Here is a 16,517-nt window from a genome sequence, read left to right as displayed (position 1 = left end):
AGAAACCCTTATTTAGACCAGTGAGCTGTTACGCTTTCTTTAAAGGATGGCTGCTTCTAAGCCAACCTCCTGGTTGTTTTGGGATTTCCACATCCTTTCCCACTTAGCCACGAATTAGGGGCCTTAGCTGTAGGTCCGGGTTGTTTCCCTCTCCACGACGGACGTTAGCACCCGCCGTGTGACTCCCGCATATTGCTTTCGGGTATTCGGAGTTTGGTTGGGTTTGGTAAGACGGTAAGTCCCCCTAGCCCATCCAGTGCTCTACCCCCCGAAGCATTCGTGCGAGGCGATACCTAAATATCTTTCGCGGAGAACCAGCTATTTCCCAGTTTGATTGGCCTTTCACCCCTAACCACAAGTCATCGGAGCCTTTTTCAACAGGCACCCGTTCGGTCCTCCAGTGAGTGTTACCTCACCTTCAACCTGCTCATGGCTAGATCACTAGGTTTCGGGTCTAATACAACGAACTTGGCGCCCTATTCAGACTCGCTTTCGCTACGCCTTCGCCTATCGGCTTAAGCTTGCTCGTTAAATTAAGTCGCTGGCCCATAATACAAAAGGTACGATGTCACCCAGAACGAATCTTGGGCTCCATCTGTTTGTAGGTGTCCGGTTTCAGGTCTATTTCACTCCCCTCGTCGGGGTGCTTTTCACCTTTCCCTCACGGTACTGGTTCACTATCGGTCGCTGAGGAGTACTTAGGCTTGGAGGGTGGTCCCCCCGTGTTCAGACAGGATTGCACGTGTCCCGCCTTACTCGTGGATACATCATCGCATTACTCGTACGGGGCTATCACCCTCTAAGGCCCAGCTTTCCTGACTGGTTCCGATTGTCTCTGATGTATCACTGGCCTGGTCCGCGTTCGCTCGCCACTACTAACGGAGTCTCTGTTGATGTCCTTTCCTCCAGGTACTTAGATGTTTCAGTTCCCTGGGTTCGCTTGAAACCTCCTATGTATTCAGAAGTCTCATACCTTCTCTTGATAACCGGAAATCCAAAACCTCGCGGTTTGATTTCTCGCATTTCTGGTCGAACCCCAACACACAAGGTCTTGGAGTTCCGGCTATCGAAGGTGGGTTTCCCCATTCGGAAATCCGCGGATCAAAGCTTCTTCGCAGCTCCCCACGGCTTATCGCAGCGTAGCACGTCCTTCATCGCCTCTCAGCGCCAAGGCATCCACCGAACACCCTTAAGGCACTTGATTGCTCTCATTATCAATGTCCACACACTCGGCAGAATGTTGTCTGTACGATTGCCTTGCGGCGCGCACCCTCGATGAATGCTACGTACAGCCGGACATTGACTAGAAAGACCAGCTTGCTTCGTAAGATCGTTCCGATAGCGAGGCGGTCAAGCTTCGCTAAAAGGATCATTTACAACTCGCCCATCTTCCAGATGCAACCTTGTGGGCCGCACTGAAAGGCGCGCGAGCGCCGAAATGATCCGGAGATAATGAAGGCTCGCGCAACGATTTGCTGCACGACCCAACTCGGATCGATCTCCTCTTTACGATGTCAGAAAACACGCAGCTCATTGTCCATCCGGACTAATGAGTGCGAAGTGATGTTTCGCGGACGACGGTTGAATACCTGCAAACACGGCATCGATGATCAAACCATCTGGTGGAGCCAGACGGGATCGAACCGACGACCTCATGCTTGCAAAGCACGCGCTCTCCCAGCTGAGCTATGGCCCCGTAACCAGAAGACGAAGCGCGATGCTCGTACCATGGCTTGCCGAGCCGAAGCTCGCGCTGACTAGCCCGCCTTCGCCCACAGGGCTTCGGCGTGGCAGCCTTGCACTCGCTGGCGCGAGCGAAGGCTGGTGGGCCTGGGAAGACTTGAACTTCCGACCTCACGCTTATCAAGCGCGCGCTCTAACCAACTGAGCTACAAGCCCCTAACGCTATCCTATCAGGACTAGGGTCTTGCGTGCATGCATCGGCGACCAGCGCCGAATGCAATCGCACAGCGCAGCCCCGGCGCGTGTTCGTCCGCGAAGAAAGAGAAACGAAGACGGCGAAATCCCGCCAATGCAGCTCAACGATCTGGCGATCTGTTGGCCACTGATGTTTCTAAAACGATCCGATAGTGAGCGTGAGCTCGCTGAAGGATCATCCTTAGAAAGGAGGTGATCCAGCCGCAGGTTCCCCTACGGCTACCTTGTTACGACTTCACCCCAGTCGCTGACCCTACCGTGGCCGGCTGCCTCCCTTGCGGGTTAGCGCACCGTCTTCAGGTAAAGCCAACTCCCATGGTGTGACGGGCGGTGTGTACAAGGCCCGGGAACGTATTCACCGTGGCGTGCTGATCCACGATTACTAGCGATTCCAACTTCATGGGCTCGAGTTGCAGAGCCCAATCCGAACTGAGACGGCTTTTTGAGATTTGCGAAGGGTCGCCCCTTAGCATCCCATTGTCACCGCCATTGTAGCACGTGTGTAGCCCAGCCCGTAAGGGCCATGAGGACTTGACGTCATCCCCACCTTCCTCGCGGCTTATCACCGGCAGTCTCCTTAGAGTGCTCAACTAAATGGTAGCAACTAAGGACGGGGGTTGCGCTCGTTGCGGGACTTAACCCAACATCTCACGACACGAGCTGACGACAGCCATGCAGCACCTGTGTTCCAGGCTCCGAAGAGAAGGTCACATCTCTGCGACCGGTCCTGGACATGTCAAGGGCTGGTAAGGTTCTGCGCGTTGCGTCGAATTAAACCACATGCTCCACCGCTTGTGCGGGCCCCCGTCAATTCCTTTGAGTTTTAATCTTGCGACCGTACTCCCCAGGCGGAATGCTTAAAGCGTTAGCTGCGCCACTAGTGAGTAAACCCACTAACGGCTGGCATTCATCGTTTACGGCGTGGACTACCAGGGTATCTAATCCTGTTTGCTCCCCACGCTTTCGTGCCTCAGCGTCAGTATCGGGCCAGTGAGCCGCCTTCGCCACTGGTGTTCTTGCGAATATCTACGAATTTCACCTCTACACTCGCAGTTCCACTCACCTCTCCCGAACTCAAGATCTTCAGTATCAAAGGCAGTTCTGGAGTTGAGCTCCAGGATTTCACCCCTGACTTAAAGACCCGCCTACGCACCCTTTACGCCCAGTGATTCCGAGCAACGCTAGCCCCCTTCGTATTACCGCGGCTGCTGGCACGAAGTTAGCCGGGGCTTATTCTTGCGGTACCGTCATTATCTTCCCGCACAAAAGAGCTTTACAACCCTAGGGCCTTCATCACTCACGCGGCATGGCTGGATCAGGGTTGCCCCCATTGTCCAATATTCCCCACTGCTGCCTCCCGTAGGAGTTTGGGCCGTGTCTCAGTCCCAATGTGGCTGATCATCCTCTCAGACCAGCTACTGATCGTCGCCTTGGTGAGCCATTACCTCACCAACTAGCTAATCAGACGCGGGCCGATCTTTCGGCGATAAATCTTTCCCCGTAAGGGCTTATCCGGTATTAGCACAAGTTTCCCTGTGTTGTTCCGAACCAAAAGGTACGTTCCCACGCGTTACTCACCCGTCTGCCGCTGACGTATTGCTACGCCCGCTCGACTTGCATGTGTTAAGCCTGCCGCCAGCGTTCGCTCTGAGCCAGGATCAAACTCTCAAGTTGGACTTGAACTTTGAACCGGCTGATCACAACGTTTGACGAGGTCCCACCATACTCGCGAAGCGATTCACATCGCTTGCGAACTGACCTCAATGAAGAGGCCATGGTGTTACCTTTGAAACGTGTACCGCCGAAGTCTTTCGTCCGGTCTCGATCAGAAAAGCCGAAGCTTCCCAGAAGCGAGACCCGCAAGGACTCCGCCGTCCACGTTTCTCTTTCTTCATCTTCACTTGTCAAACAGCCCGGGACCTTGGAGGCCCCAACCTTCCAGCGTGGAAGGGTTCCGACACCCTTACCGACGATGAATGACTCCAACCGACTGGTGTCGATTGTTGTGTCACTCAACAAGGTGAGGAGCATCAGTGGCGCGTTCGCTCGCCTTGGTCAGTGACCCGGCGGCGCCGCGCTCAGTGGTTGGGGTTATAGTCCCCCCTCATCGGGATTGTCAACGCCCATCGTCAACAAATCGTCGCACAGTGGATCGACGAAAAAATTCTCGTGTTTCCAGGCAGTTAGAAGGACGGAGAACGGTCGGGCTGATGCTGTGCGAGGAAAAAACTGAAAAAAGTTTGCGCCCCCGGCGGGCTCTGGAGCGGGCTTCGGCGGCGGCTTGGGAGAGGGCTTGGGACGCCCGTCCGGGGAGGCTTCCCGCGTCCGCCCTTCAGGAAACTTTTTCCATATGAGGCGCCGTACTTGAGCCACAATCCCGCGGCGTTCTGATAAGAGACAAGCTTGAATCGCGGGGACGCCAGTGGGGGCTGCCGGCGGTTTTCATGGGTCAGAGGAAGGCGATCTTGCAGATGGCGCGGCCTTCCTCCGGCATTCGAGAGACATCGAGAGACCTTTTTCCGTTTAGCTGTTCGTAATTTCGGCCGGCCCGTCATCGGGGCCTTCTGACCGCGAACGCCTATGCGGCTTGCCCTTTTCCTGCGATACGCCTCGAAGAGGGCGACCGGGAAAAGGCTCGATACGGGGCTTTTGGGTCGTTGAATTGGGGGACTTTGGGTTGAGCCACAGGACGTCACGCAGCGCTTACGGGCGTGAGACCGGGATCATCGATCTCGGCCACGAGCCGCCGCTGTCCGTCGACGGTTCTGAGGCCGCCGTGATCGATCGCCGCCGCGTCTCGGTACAATGGTTCAGCGGGACGATTCTGACCGGACTCTGCGGCGCGGCCCTCATCGGCGGCGCCGTTTTCGCGTCGCTCGACGGCGAGATGACCTTCGCCAAGGTGCCGGAGCGGGTCGAAGGCGCGCTGCGCGGTGCATTCGGCGCAGCCGATCGCGCCGCCACGCTGCACAAGAGCGACCGCCTGCCGCCGCCAAGCGAATCCACGGCTTCGCGCAACATCGTCCGCGTCTCCACGGTCGCCCGCGTCGGCAACCGCGACGTGATGCGGGTGCGCCCGTTCGTCCGCATCGCCGGCAATCTGTCGATGACGACGAGCGATCTGTCGGCGAAGATTCCGCCGTTCAACGCCCAGCGCATGCTCACCGACGTCGGCTCCGATCCGAAGACCGCCTCCGACGACCCGAACAATCCCGAAGCCGTCGAGCCCGACGCCGAGGTCTCCTTCGTCACCAAGGACCTGTCGCCGGTGCTGCCGAAGGCCAAGATTTCCGCGGTGGTGGCGCTCGACGACATCCTGATGCGGGTGCGCGATGCCGCCAATTGGCGCGGCAATGGCGGGGTGCGCTACGCCTCGCTCGCCAATGCCGCCGCCGACGTCTCCGGCGCGACCGGCGCCTCCGACATCAAGATGGCCTATGCCACCGAAGTATCGCCGTCCGATCCCTATGCCGGCTTCGAGACGCGCGTGGTGCCGGAAAACGTCACGCTGCTGCCCAAGACCAAGGAGCAGATCACCGGCGGCAATCCCAACGGCGAACGCGTCCACATGGTCAAGAAGGGCGACAGCGTCGCTGGCGTGCTGCGCGATCTCGGCGCCACCGCCGACGAGATCAAGGCGATCACCGCAACGCTCGGTCCGCGCGGCCGCGACGGCGGCCTGAAGGAAGGCGAGAAGCTCCGCATCCTGATGGCGCCCGCAAGCCCCGGCGCGCGCCTGCAGCCCTACCGCGTCGTCGTCGCCAACGACACCATGGTCGAGGCGATCGCGGCGCTGTCCGATCTCGGCAAATACGTCGCGGTCGACGTCTCCAGCATGAACACCGTCACCGACGCCGCGGCCAACGCCAACAGCGACGACGATGACGACGATGACGGCTCCGGCGTGCGGCTCTATCAGAGCATCTACGAGACCGCGATGCGCAACAAGGTGCCGATGCCTGTCATCGACGACATGATCAAGATCTACTCCTACGACGTCGATTTCCAGCGCAAGGTGCAGCCGGGCGATTCCTTCGACGTGTTCTACGCCGGCGAGGACGAGGGCGTGACCGCCAGCGAGAAGAATGAGGTGCTGTTCGCTTCGCTCACCGTCGGCGGCGAGACCAAGAAATACTACCGCTACCAGAGCCCCGACGACGGCGTCGTCGACTACTACGACGAGACCGGCAAGAGCGCGAAGAAGTTCCTGGTCAGGAAGCCCGTCAACAACGCCATCATGCGCTCCGGCTTCGGCGGCCGCCGCCATCCCATCCTCGGCTACGTGAAGATGCACACCGGCGTCGACTGGGCCACCGCCTACGGCACGCCGATCTTCGCCTCCGGCAACGGCATGATCGAGAAGGCCGGCCCCGAGGGCGGCTACGGCAAGTACATCCGCATCAAGCATGCCAACGGCTACGAGACCGCCTACGGCCACATGTCGGCCTTCGCCAAGGGCATGGAAGTCGGCAAGAAGGTGCGCCAGGGCCAGGTGATCGGCTTCGTCGGCTCATCCGGCCTGTCGACCGGCCCACACGTCCACTACGAGATCCTGGTCAACGGACGGTTCGTCGACCCGATGCGGGTAAAGCTGCCGCGCGGGCGCTCGCTGGAGGGCCCGATGCTGGCGAGCTTCGAGAAAGAGCGCGACCGGCTCGACGGCATGATGAGCGGCCGCGGCGGCGCGATCGCGAGGATGTCGGATGCGACCGGCGGGCCGTTACAGGTGACGAACCGCTAAATCGGCACGGCCGGGCGCTACCTCACAACGTCAAGTTTCGTTTGCCAAAGCCGCTTGACGGGCGAATACTTTCCGAAAAATGGGAGGTCTCGCCATGAAGAACAGGCTCGCCTGCGCAGCCCTGGTTGCTGCAGTTTTCTCCATCACGAGCGCATCGGCTGAGACCTTGCCGGCAAGCTGGGAGGTCACCAAGCTCGTCCCGGGCTCCGCATTCCACGGCGTCCATGGGCTTGGCATCGACAAGGCCGGCCATCTGTTTGCCGGCAGTGTCGCCGGCGCCGCGCTCTACGAGGTCGACATCGCAGGCGGCACGGCCAAGATCGCGATCCCCGCTCCGATCGGAATGGCCGACGACATCGCGTTCGCGCCCGACGGCACCATGGCCTGGACCGGCTTCCTCGCCGGCGATCTCTATGCACGCAAGGGCGACGGCCCGATCAAGAAGCTTGCTTCCGGCCTTCCCGGCATCAACTCGCTCGCCTTCCGCAAGGACGGCAGGCTCTACGCCACCACCGTCTTCCTCGGCGACACGCTCTACGAGATCGACGTCGAGGGCATCAAGCCGCCGCGCCAGATCATGGAGAAGATGGGCGGCCTCAACGGCTTCGAGTTCGGTCCCGACGACAAGCTCTACGGCCCGCTCTGGTTCAAGGGACAGGTCGCAAAAGTCGACGTCGACAAGGCCGAGCTGACCGTCGTCGCCGATGGCTTCAAGGTTCCGGCCGCGGTGAATTTCGATTCCAAAGGCAATCTCTTTGTTGTCGACACCGCGCTCGGCCAGCTCGTCCGGGTCGATCCGAAGTCGGGCGCCAAGACCATAGTCGCGCAACTGAAGCCGTCGTTGGACAATCTCGCGATCGACGGCAACGACCGCATCTACGTCTCCAACATGGCCGATAACGGCATCCAGGAGGTCGATCCGGCGACCGGCCAGGCCAAGCAGATCATCATCGGCAAGCTGGCACTGCCCGGCGGCATCGGCGTCACCTCGAACAATGGCAAGGATACCATCCATGTCGCCGACGTGTTCGCCTATCGTACGGTCGACGGTGCCACCGGCGAGGTCACCGAGAAGGCGCGCATGCACGCCGCCGGCGTCACCCTCGAATATCCGATGAGCGCGACAGCAAAGGGCAACGACGTGGTCCTGTCGAGCTGGTTCACCGGCACGGTGCAGGTGATCGACGGCAAGACCGGCGCCACGCGCGACATGCTGCACGGTTTCAAGGCCCCGCATGACGCGATCGTGCTCGCGGACGGCAGCATTCTGGTGGCCGAGCTCGGCACCAAATCGCTGGTCAAGGTCAGCGGTGAGCATGGCCAGGATCGCGCCACGCTGGTCGGCGATCTCAAGGGCCCGGTCGGTCTCGTCGGCGGATCGGCTGGCGAAGTCTACGTCACCGAGGCCTTCTCCGGCGCCGTCTCCCGGATCGACAAGAACGGCGCAAAGACCGTGCTCGCCAAGGAGCTGAAAATGCCGGAAGGCATTGCGCGCGCCAGCGACGGCAAGCTCATCGTGGCGGAAGTCGGCGCCAAACGATTGGTCGAGATCGCGCCGGAGACCGGCAAGGTGACGGAGATCGCGGCCAATCTTCCGATCGGCCTGACAGGCGCACCCGGCGGCCTGCCGACGCATATCCCGACGGGCGTCGCGGTCGGTGCGAGCGGCGTCATTTACTTCACCTCGGACGTGGAGAATGCGATCTACAAGGCAGTGAAGAAGTAGCGATCGCTGGACAAGAGCTGACCGCGGAACCCAGGCTCGGGTTCCCGGTTAGACGCTGACGGAAGCCCACCAGCAGGAGGACCGCCCATGACGCGCCTCTCACGTGACGACGTCGTCAAGGCCGTGGACCGCGCCGATGACGTCACTATTGCCCAGATCATCGGGACCGGCGCGACGGCCGAGGAACTCGCCGAAGCCCAGGCCTGGCTCGCCAACGACGAGCCGATGATCAACGACTTGCGGCCGCTGGCGCAGGGCCGGGTGCGCGAGCTGGTGGATATTCTCTCGGAGCTCGAGGAGGACGACGAGGAGCAAGGCCCCGCCGCTCCCGGCTCCGCGTCCGCGCTCAGCTAGCCGGCGAGCCAACCGACGAATTCGCCCCGGAAAGACAGATCTCTCCGGGGCGTCCTGTTGCTTCAGGCGGCAGAAACGCTCAGTTCAGTTTCCGCTTCGGCACCGGGGCCTCGAACTGGGCGATCTCCGCGGTCTGCGGCGCCTTGCCGTTGAAGGTCAGCACATTGCCCTCGGACGAGATCGCAACGCTGTCGCCGTCTCTGACCTCGCCGGCCAGGATCATCTCGGCGAGCGGGTCCTGGAGATAGCGCTGGATCACCCGCTTCAGCGGCCGTGCGCCGTAGGCGGGATCCCAGCCCTTGGCAGCGAGCCAGTCGCGGCCTGCGGCATCGAGCGTCAGCACGATCTTGCGATCGGTGAGGAGCTTCTGCAGCCGCGCGAACTGGATCTCGACGATCCGGCCCATCTCGCTCTTCTGCAAGCGGTGGAACAGAATGATCTCGTCGACGCGGTTGAGGAACTCGGGGCGGAAATGCCCACGCACCATTCCCATCACCTGCTCGCGCACGGCCGAGGTGTCCTCCCCTTCCGGCTGGTTGACCAGAAATTCCGAACCGAGGTTCGAGGTCATGATGATGAGCGTGTTGCGGAAGTCGACGGTGCGGCCCTGGCCATCGGTCAGGCGGCCGTCGTCGAGCACCTGGAGCAGGACGTTGAACACGTCGGGATGCGCCTTCTCGATTTCATCGAACAGCACCACCTGATAGGGCCGGCGCCGCACCGCTTCGGTGAGCGCGCCGCCCTCGTCATAGCCGACATAGCCCGGAGGCGCGCCGATCAGCCGCGAGACCGAGTGCTTCTCCATGTATTCGGACATGTCGAGGCGGACCATCGCGGTCTCGTCGTTGAACAGGTACTCGGCGAGCGCCTTGGTCAGCTCGGTCTTGCCGACGCCGGTGGGGCCCAAGAACATGAACGAGCCGGTCGGCCGGTTCGGGTCCTGCAGGCCTGCACGCGAGCGGCGCACGGCGGTTGCGACCGCACGCACGGCTTCGGCCTGGCCGACGACGCGCTTGCCGAGTTGCTCCTCCATCTTCAGGAGCTTCTCCTTCTCGCCCTCCAGCATCTTGTCGACGGGCACGCCGGTCCAGCGCGAGACCACCTGCGCGATGTGGTTGGCGGTGACCGCCTCCTCCATCATCTCGCCGGCGTTCTCCTTGGCCTCGATCTCCGCGAGCTTCTTCTCCAGCTCCGGGATCCTTCCATAGGCCAGCTCGCCGGCCTTCTGGAATTCGCCGCGCCGCTGGGCGTTGGCCAGCTCGACTCGCAGGCCGTCGAGCTCGGCCTTCAGCTTCTGAGCATCGGAGAGCTTGGTCTTCTCCGCGCTCCAGCGCGCCGTCAGTGCCGCAGACTTCTCCTCAAGCTCGGCAAGGTCCTTCTCCAGCGTCTGGAGCCGGGACTTGGAGCCGGCATCGCTTTCCTTCTTCAGCGCCTCCTGCTCGATCTTGAGCCGGATGATCTCGCGGTCGAGCGAGTCCAACTCTTCGGGCTTGGAATCGACCTGCATCTTCAGCCGCGCCGCGGCCTCATCCATGAGGTCGATGGCCTTGTCGGGCAAGAAGCGGTCGGTGATGTAGCGGTTGGACAGGGTCGCGGACGCCACAAGCGCCGAATCGGTGATCCGCACGCCATGGTGCTGCTCGTACTTGTCCTTCAAGCCGCGCAGGATCGAGATGGTATCCTCGACCGACGGCTCGCTGACGAAGATCGGCTGGAAGCGCCGCGCCAGCGCAGCATCCTTCTCGACGTGCTTCTGGTACTCGTCGAGCGTGGTCGCGCCGATGCAGTGCAGCTCGCCGCGGGCGAGCGCCGGCTTGAGCAGGTTGGAGGCGTCCATCGCGCCATCGCCCTTGCCGGCGCCGATCAGCGTGTGCATCTCATCGATGAACAGGACGTAGGTGCCCTCGCTCGCGGTGACTTCCTGGAGCACGGCCTTCAGCCGCTCCTCGAATTCACCACGGTACTTCGCGCCGGCGATCAGGGCGCCCAAGTCGAGCGCAAGCAACTTTTTGTCCTTGAGGCTGTCGGGCACATCGCCATTGATGATGCGCAGCGCCAAGCCCTCAGCGATGGCGGTCTTGCCGACGCCGGGCTCACCGATCAGCACGGGATTATTCTTGGTCCGGCGCGACAGCACCTGGATGGTGCGGCGAATCTCCTCGTCACGGCCGATGACCGGGTCGAGCTTGCCATCGCGCGCCGCCTGGGTGAGGTCGCGGGCATATTTCTTCAGCGCGTCGTACGCATTCTCCGCGGTCGCGCTGTCCGCGGTGCGGCCCTTGCGCAGGGCTTCAATGGCCGCATTGAGATTTTGCGGGGTGACACCGCCCTTGTTGAGGATCGCGCCGCCCTCGCTGGTCTTCTCCAGCGCAAGACCGAGCAGCAGCCGCTCGACGGTGACAAAACTGTCGCCGGCCTTCTCGCCGGCCTTTTCCGCCGCGTCGAAGGTGCGGGCGAGTTCGGGCGCGAGATAGATCTGGCCAGCGCCGCCGCCGGAGACCTTGGGTACCTTGTTCAGGGCGTCCTCGGTCGCCTTCAGGATTGCACGCGAATTGCCGCCGGCGCGGTCGATCAGACCGGCAGCCAGCCCTTCAGTGTCGTCCAGCAGGACCTTCAGCACATGCAGGGTGGAAAACTGCTGGTGCCCCTCGCGCATCGCAAGCGACTGCGCGGATTGGATGAAGCCCCTGGAGCGTTCGGTGTACTTCTCGATATTCATGTCTTTTCTATCCCTCGGCCTGCCCTCGGAGCCCTCAAAGGCACTCCAGACGGCATCTTCATTGGGTTTCCGATCACCGTATTGACGTTTCAACCGGTAACGGTGTTCTGCCGGCGTTGCCGCCGGCCTGAGGCAAATGTGGGAAGCGGGTCGCGGATGCGGAAGAGGCGCGTTCACAATTTCGTGCGCTCATGGGCCGCTTGGCGCGGGCCTGCCGAATCCCCTAAGTAGCGGCATGATAGCCAGCCGCACCGCCGAGATTACCGGCCTCTACCGCTACCCGATCAAGGGCCTGACACCGGAACACCTGACCCGCGTCGCGTTGCGGAGCGGCCAGACCCTGCCCGCCGACCGCCGCTACGCCATTGAGAACGGGCCGAGCGGGTTCGATCCCGAGGCGCCCCAGTGGAAGCCGAAAATCCAGTTTCTGATGCTGGCGCGCAATGAGCGACTGGCCTCCCTCGACAGCCGGTTCGAGGACGCGACCAATCGCCTGACCATCCGCAAGGACGGCCAGATCGTCGCCAGCGGCGATCTCGAGAGCGCTGCCGGGCGCACCGCCATCGAGAGCTATTTCAGGGAGAACTTTCAGCCGGAACTGAAGGGCCCACCCAAGGTCCTGTCCGGCCGCGACCACAGCTTCTCCGACGTCGCCCGCAAGGTCGTGTCCATCATCAATCTCGACAGCGTCCGCGCCCTCGAGACCATGCTCGGCGGCGCCACCGTCCACCCGCTGCGCTTCCGCGCCAATCTCTATGTCCAAGGTTGGCCGGCTTGGTCCGAGCTCGACCTCGTCGACCAGACGCTCGCAATCGAGCGGGCGCGGCTGAAGGTGGTCAAGCGCATCAAGCGCTGCCCGGCCACCAACGTCGACCCGGTGACCGCCAAGCGCGACCTCGAGATCCCGCCGGCGCTCTCGCGCCATCTCGGCCACATGGACTGCGGCATCTATGCCGAGGTGATCGAAGATGGCGAGATCGGCGTCGGCGATGCGGTCGCGGTGGGAGAGCCGAGACTGGTGTGAGCCGATACCGCCTCAACACACTCCGTCATTGCGAGGAGCACTTGCGACGAAGCAATCCAGACTGCTTCCGCGGAGGGATTCTGGATTGCTTCGCTGCGCTCGCAATGACGGCAGCGACGACCGTCAATTCGGCATCACATACGCATAGATCTTGCCGCGCGAGACCGGCGCCTCGCGGACGCGGTTGCCATTGTTGCCGGAGATCATGATCGGATTACCCCGCGCATCGATGCCGCTGATGATCCCGACATGGCCGCCGCGGCCGCCGCGCGACATCACCGCGATGGCGCCGACCTGCGGACCGGAGATGCGCGTGCCGTAGCGCGCGAACGAGCTCGCCATATCGGAGCCCGTGCCCTGATGCCCAGTATGTTGCAGCACCATGTTCATGAAGCGTGCGCACCACAGGCTGCCGCGTCCCGTGGGATTGCCGCCGAGATAGCGGCGAGCCTCGGACACGAGGCCCGATCCGCCGCCGAAACCGCCGCTGCTCATGGCGTTATTGGCCAAGCCGCTAGGGGCTATTCCATTAGTGGCCATGCCGCCGCTATTGGCGTTCGGATCATAGCTCGCCTGGGTGTTGGCGAATCCACTCGCCTGCAATCGCGCCGCGCTGCGCTCGAAGCGCGAGCTGCGGGCATGGTGGCGGTAGTGATGATGTCTGGCGTGGTGCACGTAAGCGTGCCGCTCTGCGCTATGGCGATGATGCGGCCGCGCTGAGGCCGGAGAAACGAACGCGACGACCGCCGCGAAGAAGAGCGCCAGCGCGACAACACAACGCGACAGGCGAGACGCAAACAACTCGAACATTCTTCATCCTTCGTTACACCCCCACTTCCCCGATCGGCCCGTGCACGGCCGACATCTACTTTGCGTATCAGAATCCCGATGTGGCGAGATCAAGACACGTCCTGGGAGATTTTGCGCGGAGGTTAACGGTGCTAGAACCCTCATGCGCGAACTGCAGAACGGCATTCCAATGCCGCAGCACTCTCAGGGAGAACCGCATGCCTTACGCCGTGACGAAGGATGATTGCCGTCTGTATTTCGAGGAAGCCGGCGCCGGCACGCCGATGATCTTCCTGCACGAGTTCGCGGCCGACTACACCAATTGGGAGCCGCAGATGCGCTACTTCTCGCGCGGCCATCGCTGCATCACTTACTCTGCGCGCGGCTACACGCCGTCCGACGTGCCCGATGGCGAGGCCTACACCTACACGCATTTCTACACCGACGCGCTCGCGGTGCTCGATCACCTCGGGATCGAGCGCGCGCATCTCGTCGGCCTGTCGATGGGGGCCTACTCCTCGCTTCAGATCGGGCTCAATGCGCCACAGCGCGCATTTTCGATGACGCTGGCCGGCGTCGGCTCGGGCTCCGAGATCGATAATCTCGACGCCTGGCGCAGGCAGTGCCGCGCCAATGCCGAGCAGTTCGAGGCGCTCGGCTCCGCGGAAGTCGCAAAGGTCACGCGCGAGGCGCCGAGCCGGATTCCCTTCCTGGTGAAGGACCCGCGCGGCCATACCGATTTCTACGCTGCCCTTGCTCGCCACGATGCCAAGGGATCGGCGCGCACGATGCGCGGCTTCCAGGGCGGCCGTCCCTCGATCTATACTATGACGGATGCGATCAGAGGCGTTGCAACGCCGGCGCTGATCATCTGTGGCGACGAGGACGATCCGTGCGTCGGACCGAGCCTGTTCCTGAAGAAGCATCTTCCGGCCGCAGGGCTCGCGATGTTTCCGAAGTCGGGCCACGTCCTCAACCTCGAAGAGCCCGCGCTATTCAACGAGAGCGTGGAGCGGTTCGTCACGCTGGTGGAAGCGGGCCGCTGGCCGGTGCGCGATCCGAGGTCGGTGGCAGCGCATTAGCGTATTGACGAAAGCCAATGCGGGCGCGCTGTCATCCCCCGCGAAGGCGGAGAATCCAGTACGCCGCGGCCTATCGTTTAATTACTCCCGTCTCGGCGCACCGGATCGCCCCGGTCCCGGCTCCGCCAAGGCTACGCCGAGGCCCACAGGAGTGCTCGGCCCGCCGAAGCCTTGGCGAAGGCGGCAAGCCGGGCGATGACAGTTGAGCGCGTTGATGGGGCTCGCCCAAATCTCGAATGACGAGAAACTATTTGCCCCCGCCCCTGCTCAGCAGAAACACGCCCTGCTCGCCGAACATGTTCCACACCCACCATGGCAGGTTCAGCGGCACCGGGCGGCCGTAGAGGTCGAGCGCGACCGAGCGCTCCATCTTGACGTTGATCTGGTCGCAGAGCTCGACAAAATCCTTGATGGTGCAGAAGTGGATGTTGGCGGTGTCGTACCAGGTTGCCGGCAGATTCTCCGTACGCGGCATGTGACCGCCGATCAGGAGCTGGAGCCGCATCTTCCAGAAGCCGAAATTCGGAAACGACACGATGGCGCGGCGGCCGATGCGCAGCAGGTTCTCCAGCACCACCCGCGGCTGCCGCGTCGCCTGCAGCGTCTGCGACAGGATCACGTAATCGAAGGCGTCGTCGGGATAGTTGACGAGGTCGGTATCGGCATCGCCCTGCACCACCGCGAGCCCCTTGGCGACGCAGCGGTTGACGCCCTCGCGCGACAGCTCGATGCCGCGGCCGTCGATCCCACGCGTTTCCAGCAGCTGGAGCAGATCGCCCTCGCCGCAGCCGACGTCGAGCACCTTCGAGCCCGGCTTGACCATCTCGGCAACGAGCAGATGATCGGCGCGAAACTGACCGGACGGCCCCGTCGCAACGCCGTTCAGCGGCAGCACCTCCTGTACCGACATCTTAGCCACCTTTGCCGTTGAGACCGCGGGCCTTGCCCGCGGATTGCAGGAAGGCCCGCGAGATGTCGAAGAATTCGGGGACGTCGAGCAGGAAGGCGTCGTGGCCGCGATCGGTCTCGATTTCGGCGAACGACACCCGAGCGCTTGATGCATTCAGCGCGTGCACCAGCGCGCGCGATTCCGATGTCGGGAACAGCCAGTCGCTGGTGAAGGAGACCACGCAGAAGCGGGTCTTGATGCCCACGAACGCCTTTGCCAGCACGCCACCATGATCGGCGGCGATGTCGAAATAATCCATCGCGCGCGTCAGATAGAGATAGGAATTGGCATCGAAGCGCTCGACGAAGGACGAGCCCTGATAGCGCAAATAGGACTCGACCTGAAAGTCGGCGTCGAACGAAAAGGTCGGCAGCTCACGGTCCTGCATGCGGCGGCCGAATTTCCGGTGCAGCGCAGCGTCTGAGAGATAGGTGATGTGCGCCGCCATCCGTGCCACCGCGAGGCCGCGATGCGGGTGGATACCATGGTCGGCATAGCCGCCATTGCGCCAATCGGGATCGGCCATCACGGCCTGGCGGCCGAGCTCGTGGAAGGCGATGTTCTGCGCCGAGTGCCGCGTCGAGCACGCGATCGCCAGCGCGGAGTACACGCGGGCAGGATAGGCCGCGGTCCATTGCAGCACCTGCATGCCTCCCATCGAGCCGCCCACCACCGCGAACAGCGTGTCGATGCCGAGCCGGTCGATCAGCATCGCCTGCGCGCGTACCATGTCGGGAATGGTGATGACGGGGAAATCGAGACCCCAGACCTTGCCCGTCGCGGGATTGATCGAAGCCGGCCCGGTCGAGCCCATGCAGCCGCCGATCACGTTGGAGCAGATGATGAAGTAGTGTTGAGGATCAAGCGGACGGCCGGGGCCGACCAGCGTCTCCCACCAGCCGGGCTTGCCGGTGACCGGATGCACGTTGGCGACATGCTGGTCGCCGGTCAGCGCATGGCAAACCAGAATGGCGTTGGAGCGATCGGCGTTCAGCTCGCCATAGGTCTGGTAGGCGATCTGGAACGGGGAGAGATCGATGCCGCAATCGAGCCGCAGCGGCTGATCGGCGCCGAAATGCATAACCTGCGAACTCGGATGATCTACCTCGTGCGATCGATCGTCGGCGCTGATCGCGGGACTCGGAATCGACTTGACGCTACCCATCTGAGCATCGACCTCGTTTGCGATCAGACT

Annotated in this window: 9 protein-coding genes, 2 tRNA genes and 2 rRNA genes (1 of these 13 running past the window's edge); 5 read left to right on the top strand and 8 right to left on the bottom strand. The window is 62.4% G+C overall.

Annotation, left to right across the window (positions count from 1 at the left end):
* The 4 genes from IVB01_RS28410 to IVB01_RS28395 all read right to left on the bottom strand — a co-directional run.
* Window positions 1-1,204, bottom strand: a 23S ribosomal RNA gene (locus IVB01_RS28410) (it extends 1,641 nt beyond the left edge of the window).
* Between the two features lie 416 nt (window positions 1,205-1,620).
* Window positions 1,621-1,696, bottom strand: a tRNA-Ala gene (locus IVB01_RS28405).
* Between the two features lie 126 nt (window positions 1,697-1,822).
* Window positions 1,823-1,899, bottom strand: a tRNA-Ile gene (locus IVB01_RS28400).
* 224 nt (window positions 1,900-2,123) lie between these two features.
* Window positions 2,124-3,612, bottom strand: a 16S ribosomal RNA gene (locus tag IVB01_RS28395).
* Together the 16S and 23S rRNA genes with 2 tRNA genes alongside form the textbook arrangement of a ribosomal RNA operon.
* 1,003 nt (window positions 3,613-4,615) lie before the next feature.
* Here IVB01_RS28395 and IVB01_RS28390 point away from each other — a divergent pair.
* From IVB01_RS28390 to IVB01_RS28380, 3 genes are all read left to right on the top strand, one after another.
* Window positions 4,616-6,679: a M23 family metallopeptidase gene (locus IVB01_RS28390; RefSeq protein ID WP_247276782.1), complete on the top strand. Its 2,064-nt coding sequence runs from the start codon at window positions 4,616-4,618 to the stop codon at window positions 6,677-6,679.
* 94 nt (window positions 6,680-6,773) lie between these two features.
* Window positions 6,774-8,405, top strand: coding sequence for a hypothetical protein (locus IVB01_RS28385; RefSeq protein ID WP_247495075.1), 1,632 nt, complete (start codon window positions 6,774-6,776; stop codon window positions 8,403-8,405).
* Between the two features lie 87 nt (window positions 8,406-8,492).
* Complete coding sequence (locus IVB01_RS28380; RefSeq protein ID WP_247276784.1) at window positions 8,493-8,759, top strand: hypothetical protein; 267 nt, start codon at window positions 8,493-8,495, stop codon at window positions 8,757-8,759.
* Between the two features lie 79 nt (window positions 8,760-8,838).
* Here the strand turns inward: IVB01_RS28380 and clpB are convergent, their stop codons facing one another.
* Window positions 8,839-11,478, bottom strand: a complete 2,640-nt coding sequence (gene clpB, locus IVB01_RS28375) for an ATP-dependent chaperone ClpB (RefSeq protein WP_247276785.1) — start codon at window positions 11,476-11,478, stop codon at window positions 8,839-8,841.
* Window positions 11,479-11,713: 235 nt separating this feature from the next.
* Between clpB and IVB01_RS28370 the strand changes: the two genes are divergently transcribed.
* Complete coding sequence (locus IVB01_RS28370; protein ID WP_247276786.1) at window positions 11,714-12,502, top strand: MOSC domain-containing protein; 789 nt, start codon at window positions 11,714-11,716, stop codon at window positions 12,500-12,502.
* 123 nt (window positions 12,503-12,625) lie between these two features.
* Here IVB01_RS28370 and IVB01_RS28365 read toward each other — a convergent pair whose 3' ends face one another.
* On the bottom strand, window positions 12,626-13,312 hold the full coding sequence (locus IVB01_RS28365) for a TIGR02594 family protein (protein ID WP_247279680.1): 687 nt from the start codon (window positions 13,310-13,312) through the stop codon (window positions 12,626-12,628).
* A gap of 197 nt (window positions 13,313-13,509) precedes the next feature.
* On the opposite strand from IVB01_RS28365, the gene IVB01_RS28360 reads away from it, so the two are divergent.
* Window positions 13,510-14,373 (top strand): alpha/beta hydrolase, encoded by an 864-nt coding sequence (locus IVB01_RS28360; RefSeq protein ID WP_247279681.1) that lies wholly within the window; start codon window positions 13,510-13,512, stop codon window positions 14,371-14,373.
* Window positions 14,374-14,620: 247 nt separating this feature from the next.
* Here IVB01_RS28360 and metW read toward each other — a convergent pair whose 3' ends face one another.
* Together metW and IVB01_RS28350 are read right to left on the bottom strand one after the other, a co-directional pair.
* Window positions 14,621-15,283, bottom strand: coding sequence for a methionine biosynthesis protein MetW (gene metW / locus IVB01_RS28355; protein WP_247279682.1), 663 nt, complete (start codon window positions 15,281-15,283; stop codon window positions 14,621-14,623).
* Window position 15,284: 1 nt separating this feature from the next.
* A complete protein-coding gene (locus tag IVB01_RS28350; protein WP_247279683.1) occupies window positions 15,285-16,487 on the bottom strand; it encodes a homoserine O-acetyltransferase in 1,203 nt (400 codons plus the stop codon).
* Window positions 16,488-16,517: the final 30 nt, after the last annotated feature.

The sequence above is a fragment of the Bradyrhizobium sp. 164 genome (genome assembly GCF_023073715.1).
Classification (GTDB): domain Bacteria; phylum Pseudomonadota; class Alphaproteobacteria; order Rhizobiales; family Xanthobacteraceae; genus Bradyrhizobium.
The sequence above is the reverse complement of the archived record's forward strand: the minus strand, read 5'-3'. Positions and strand labels throughout refer to the sequence as shown.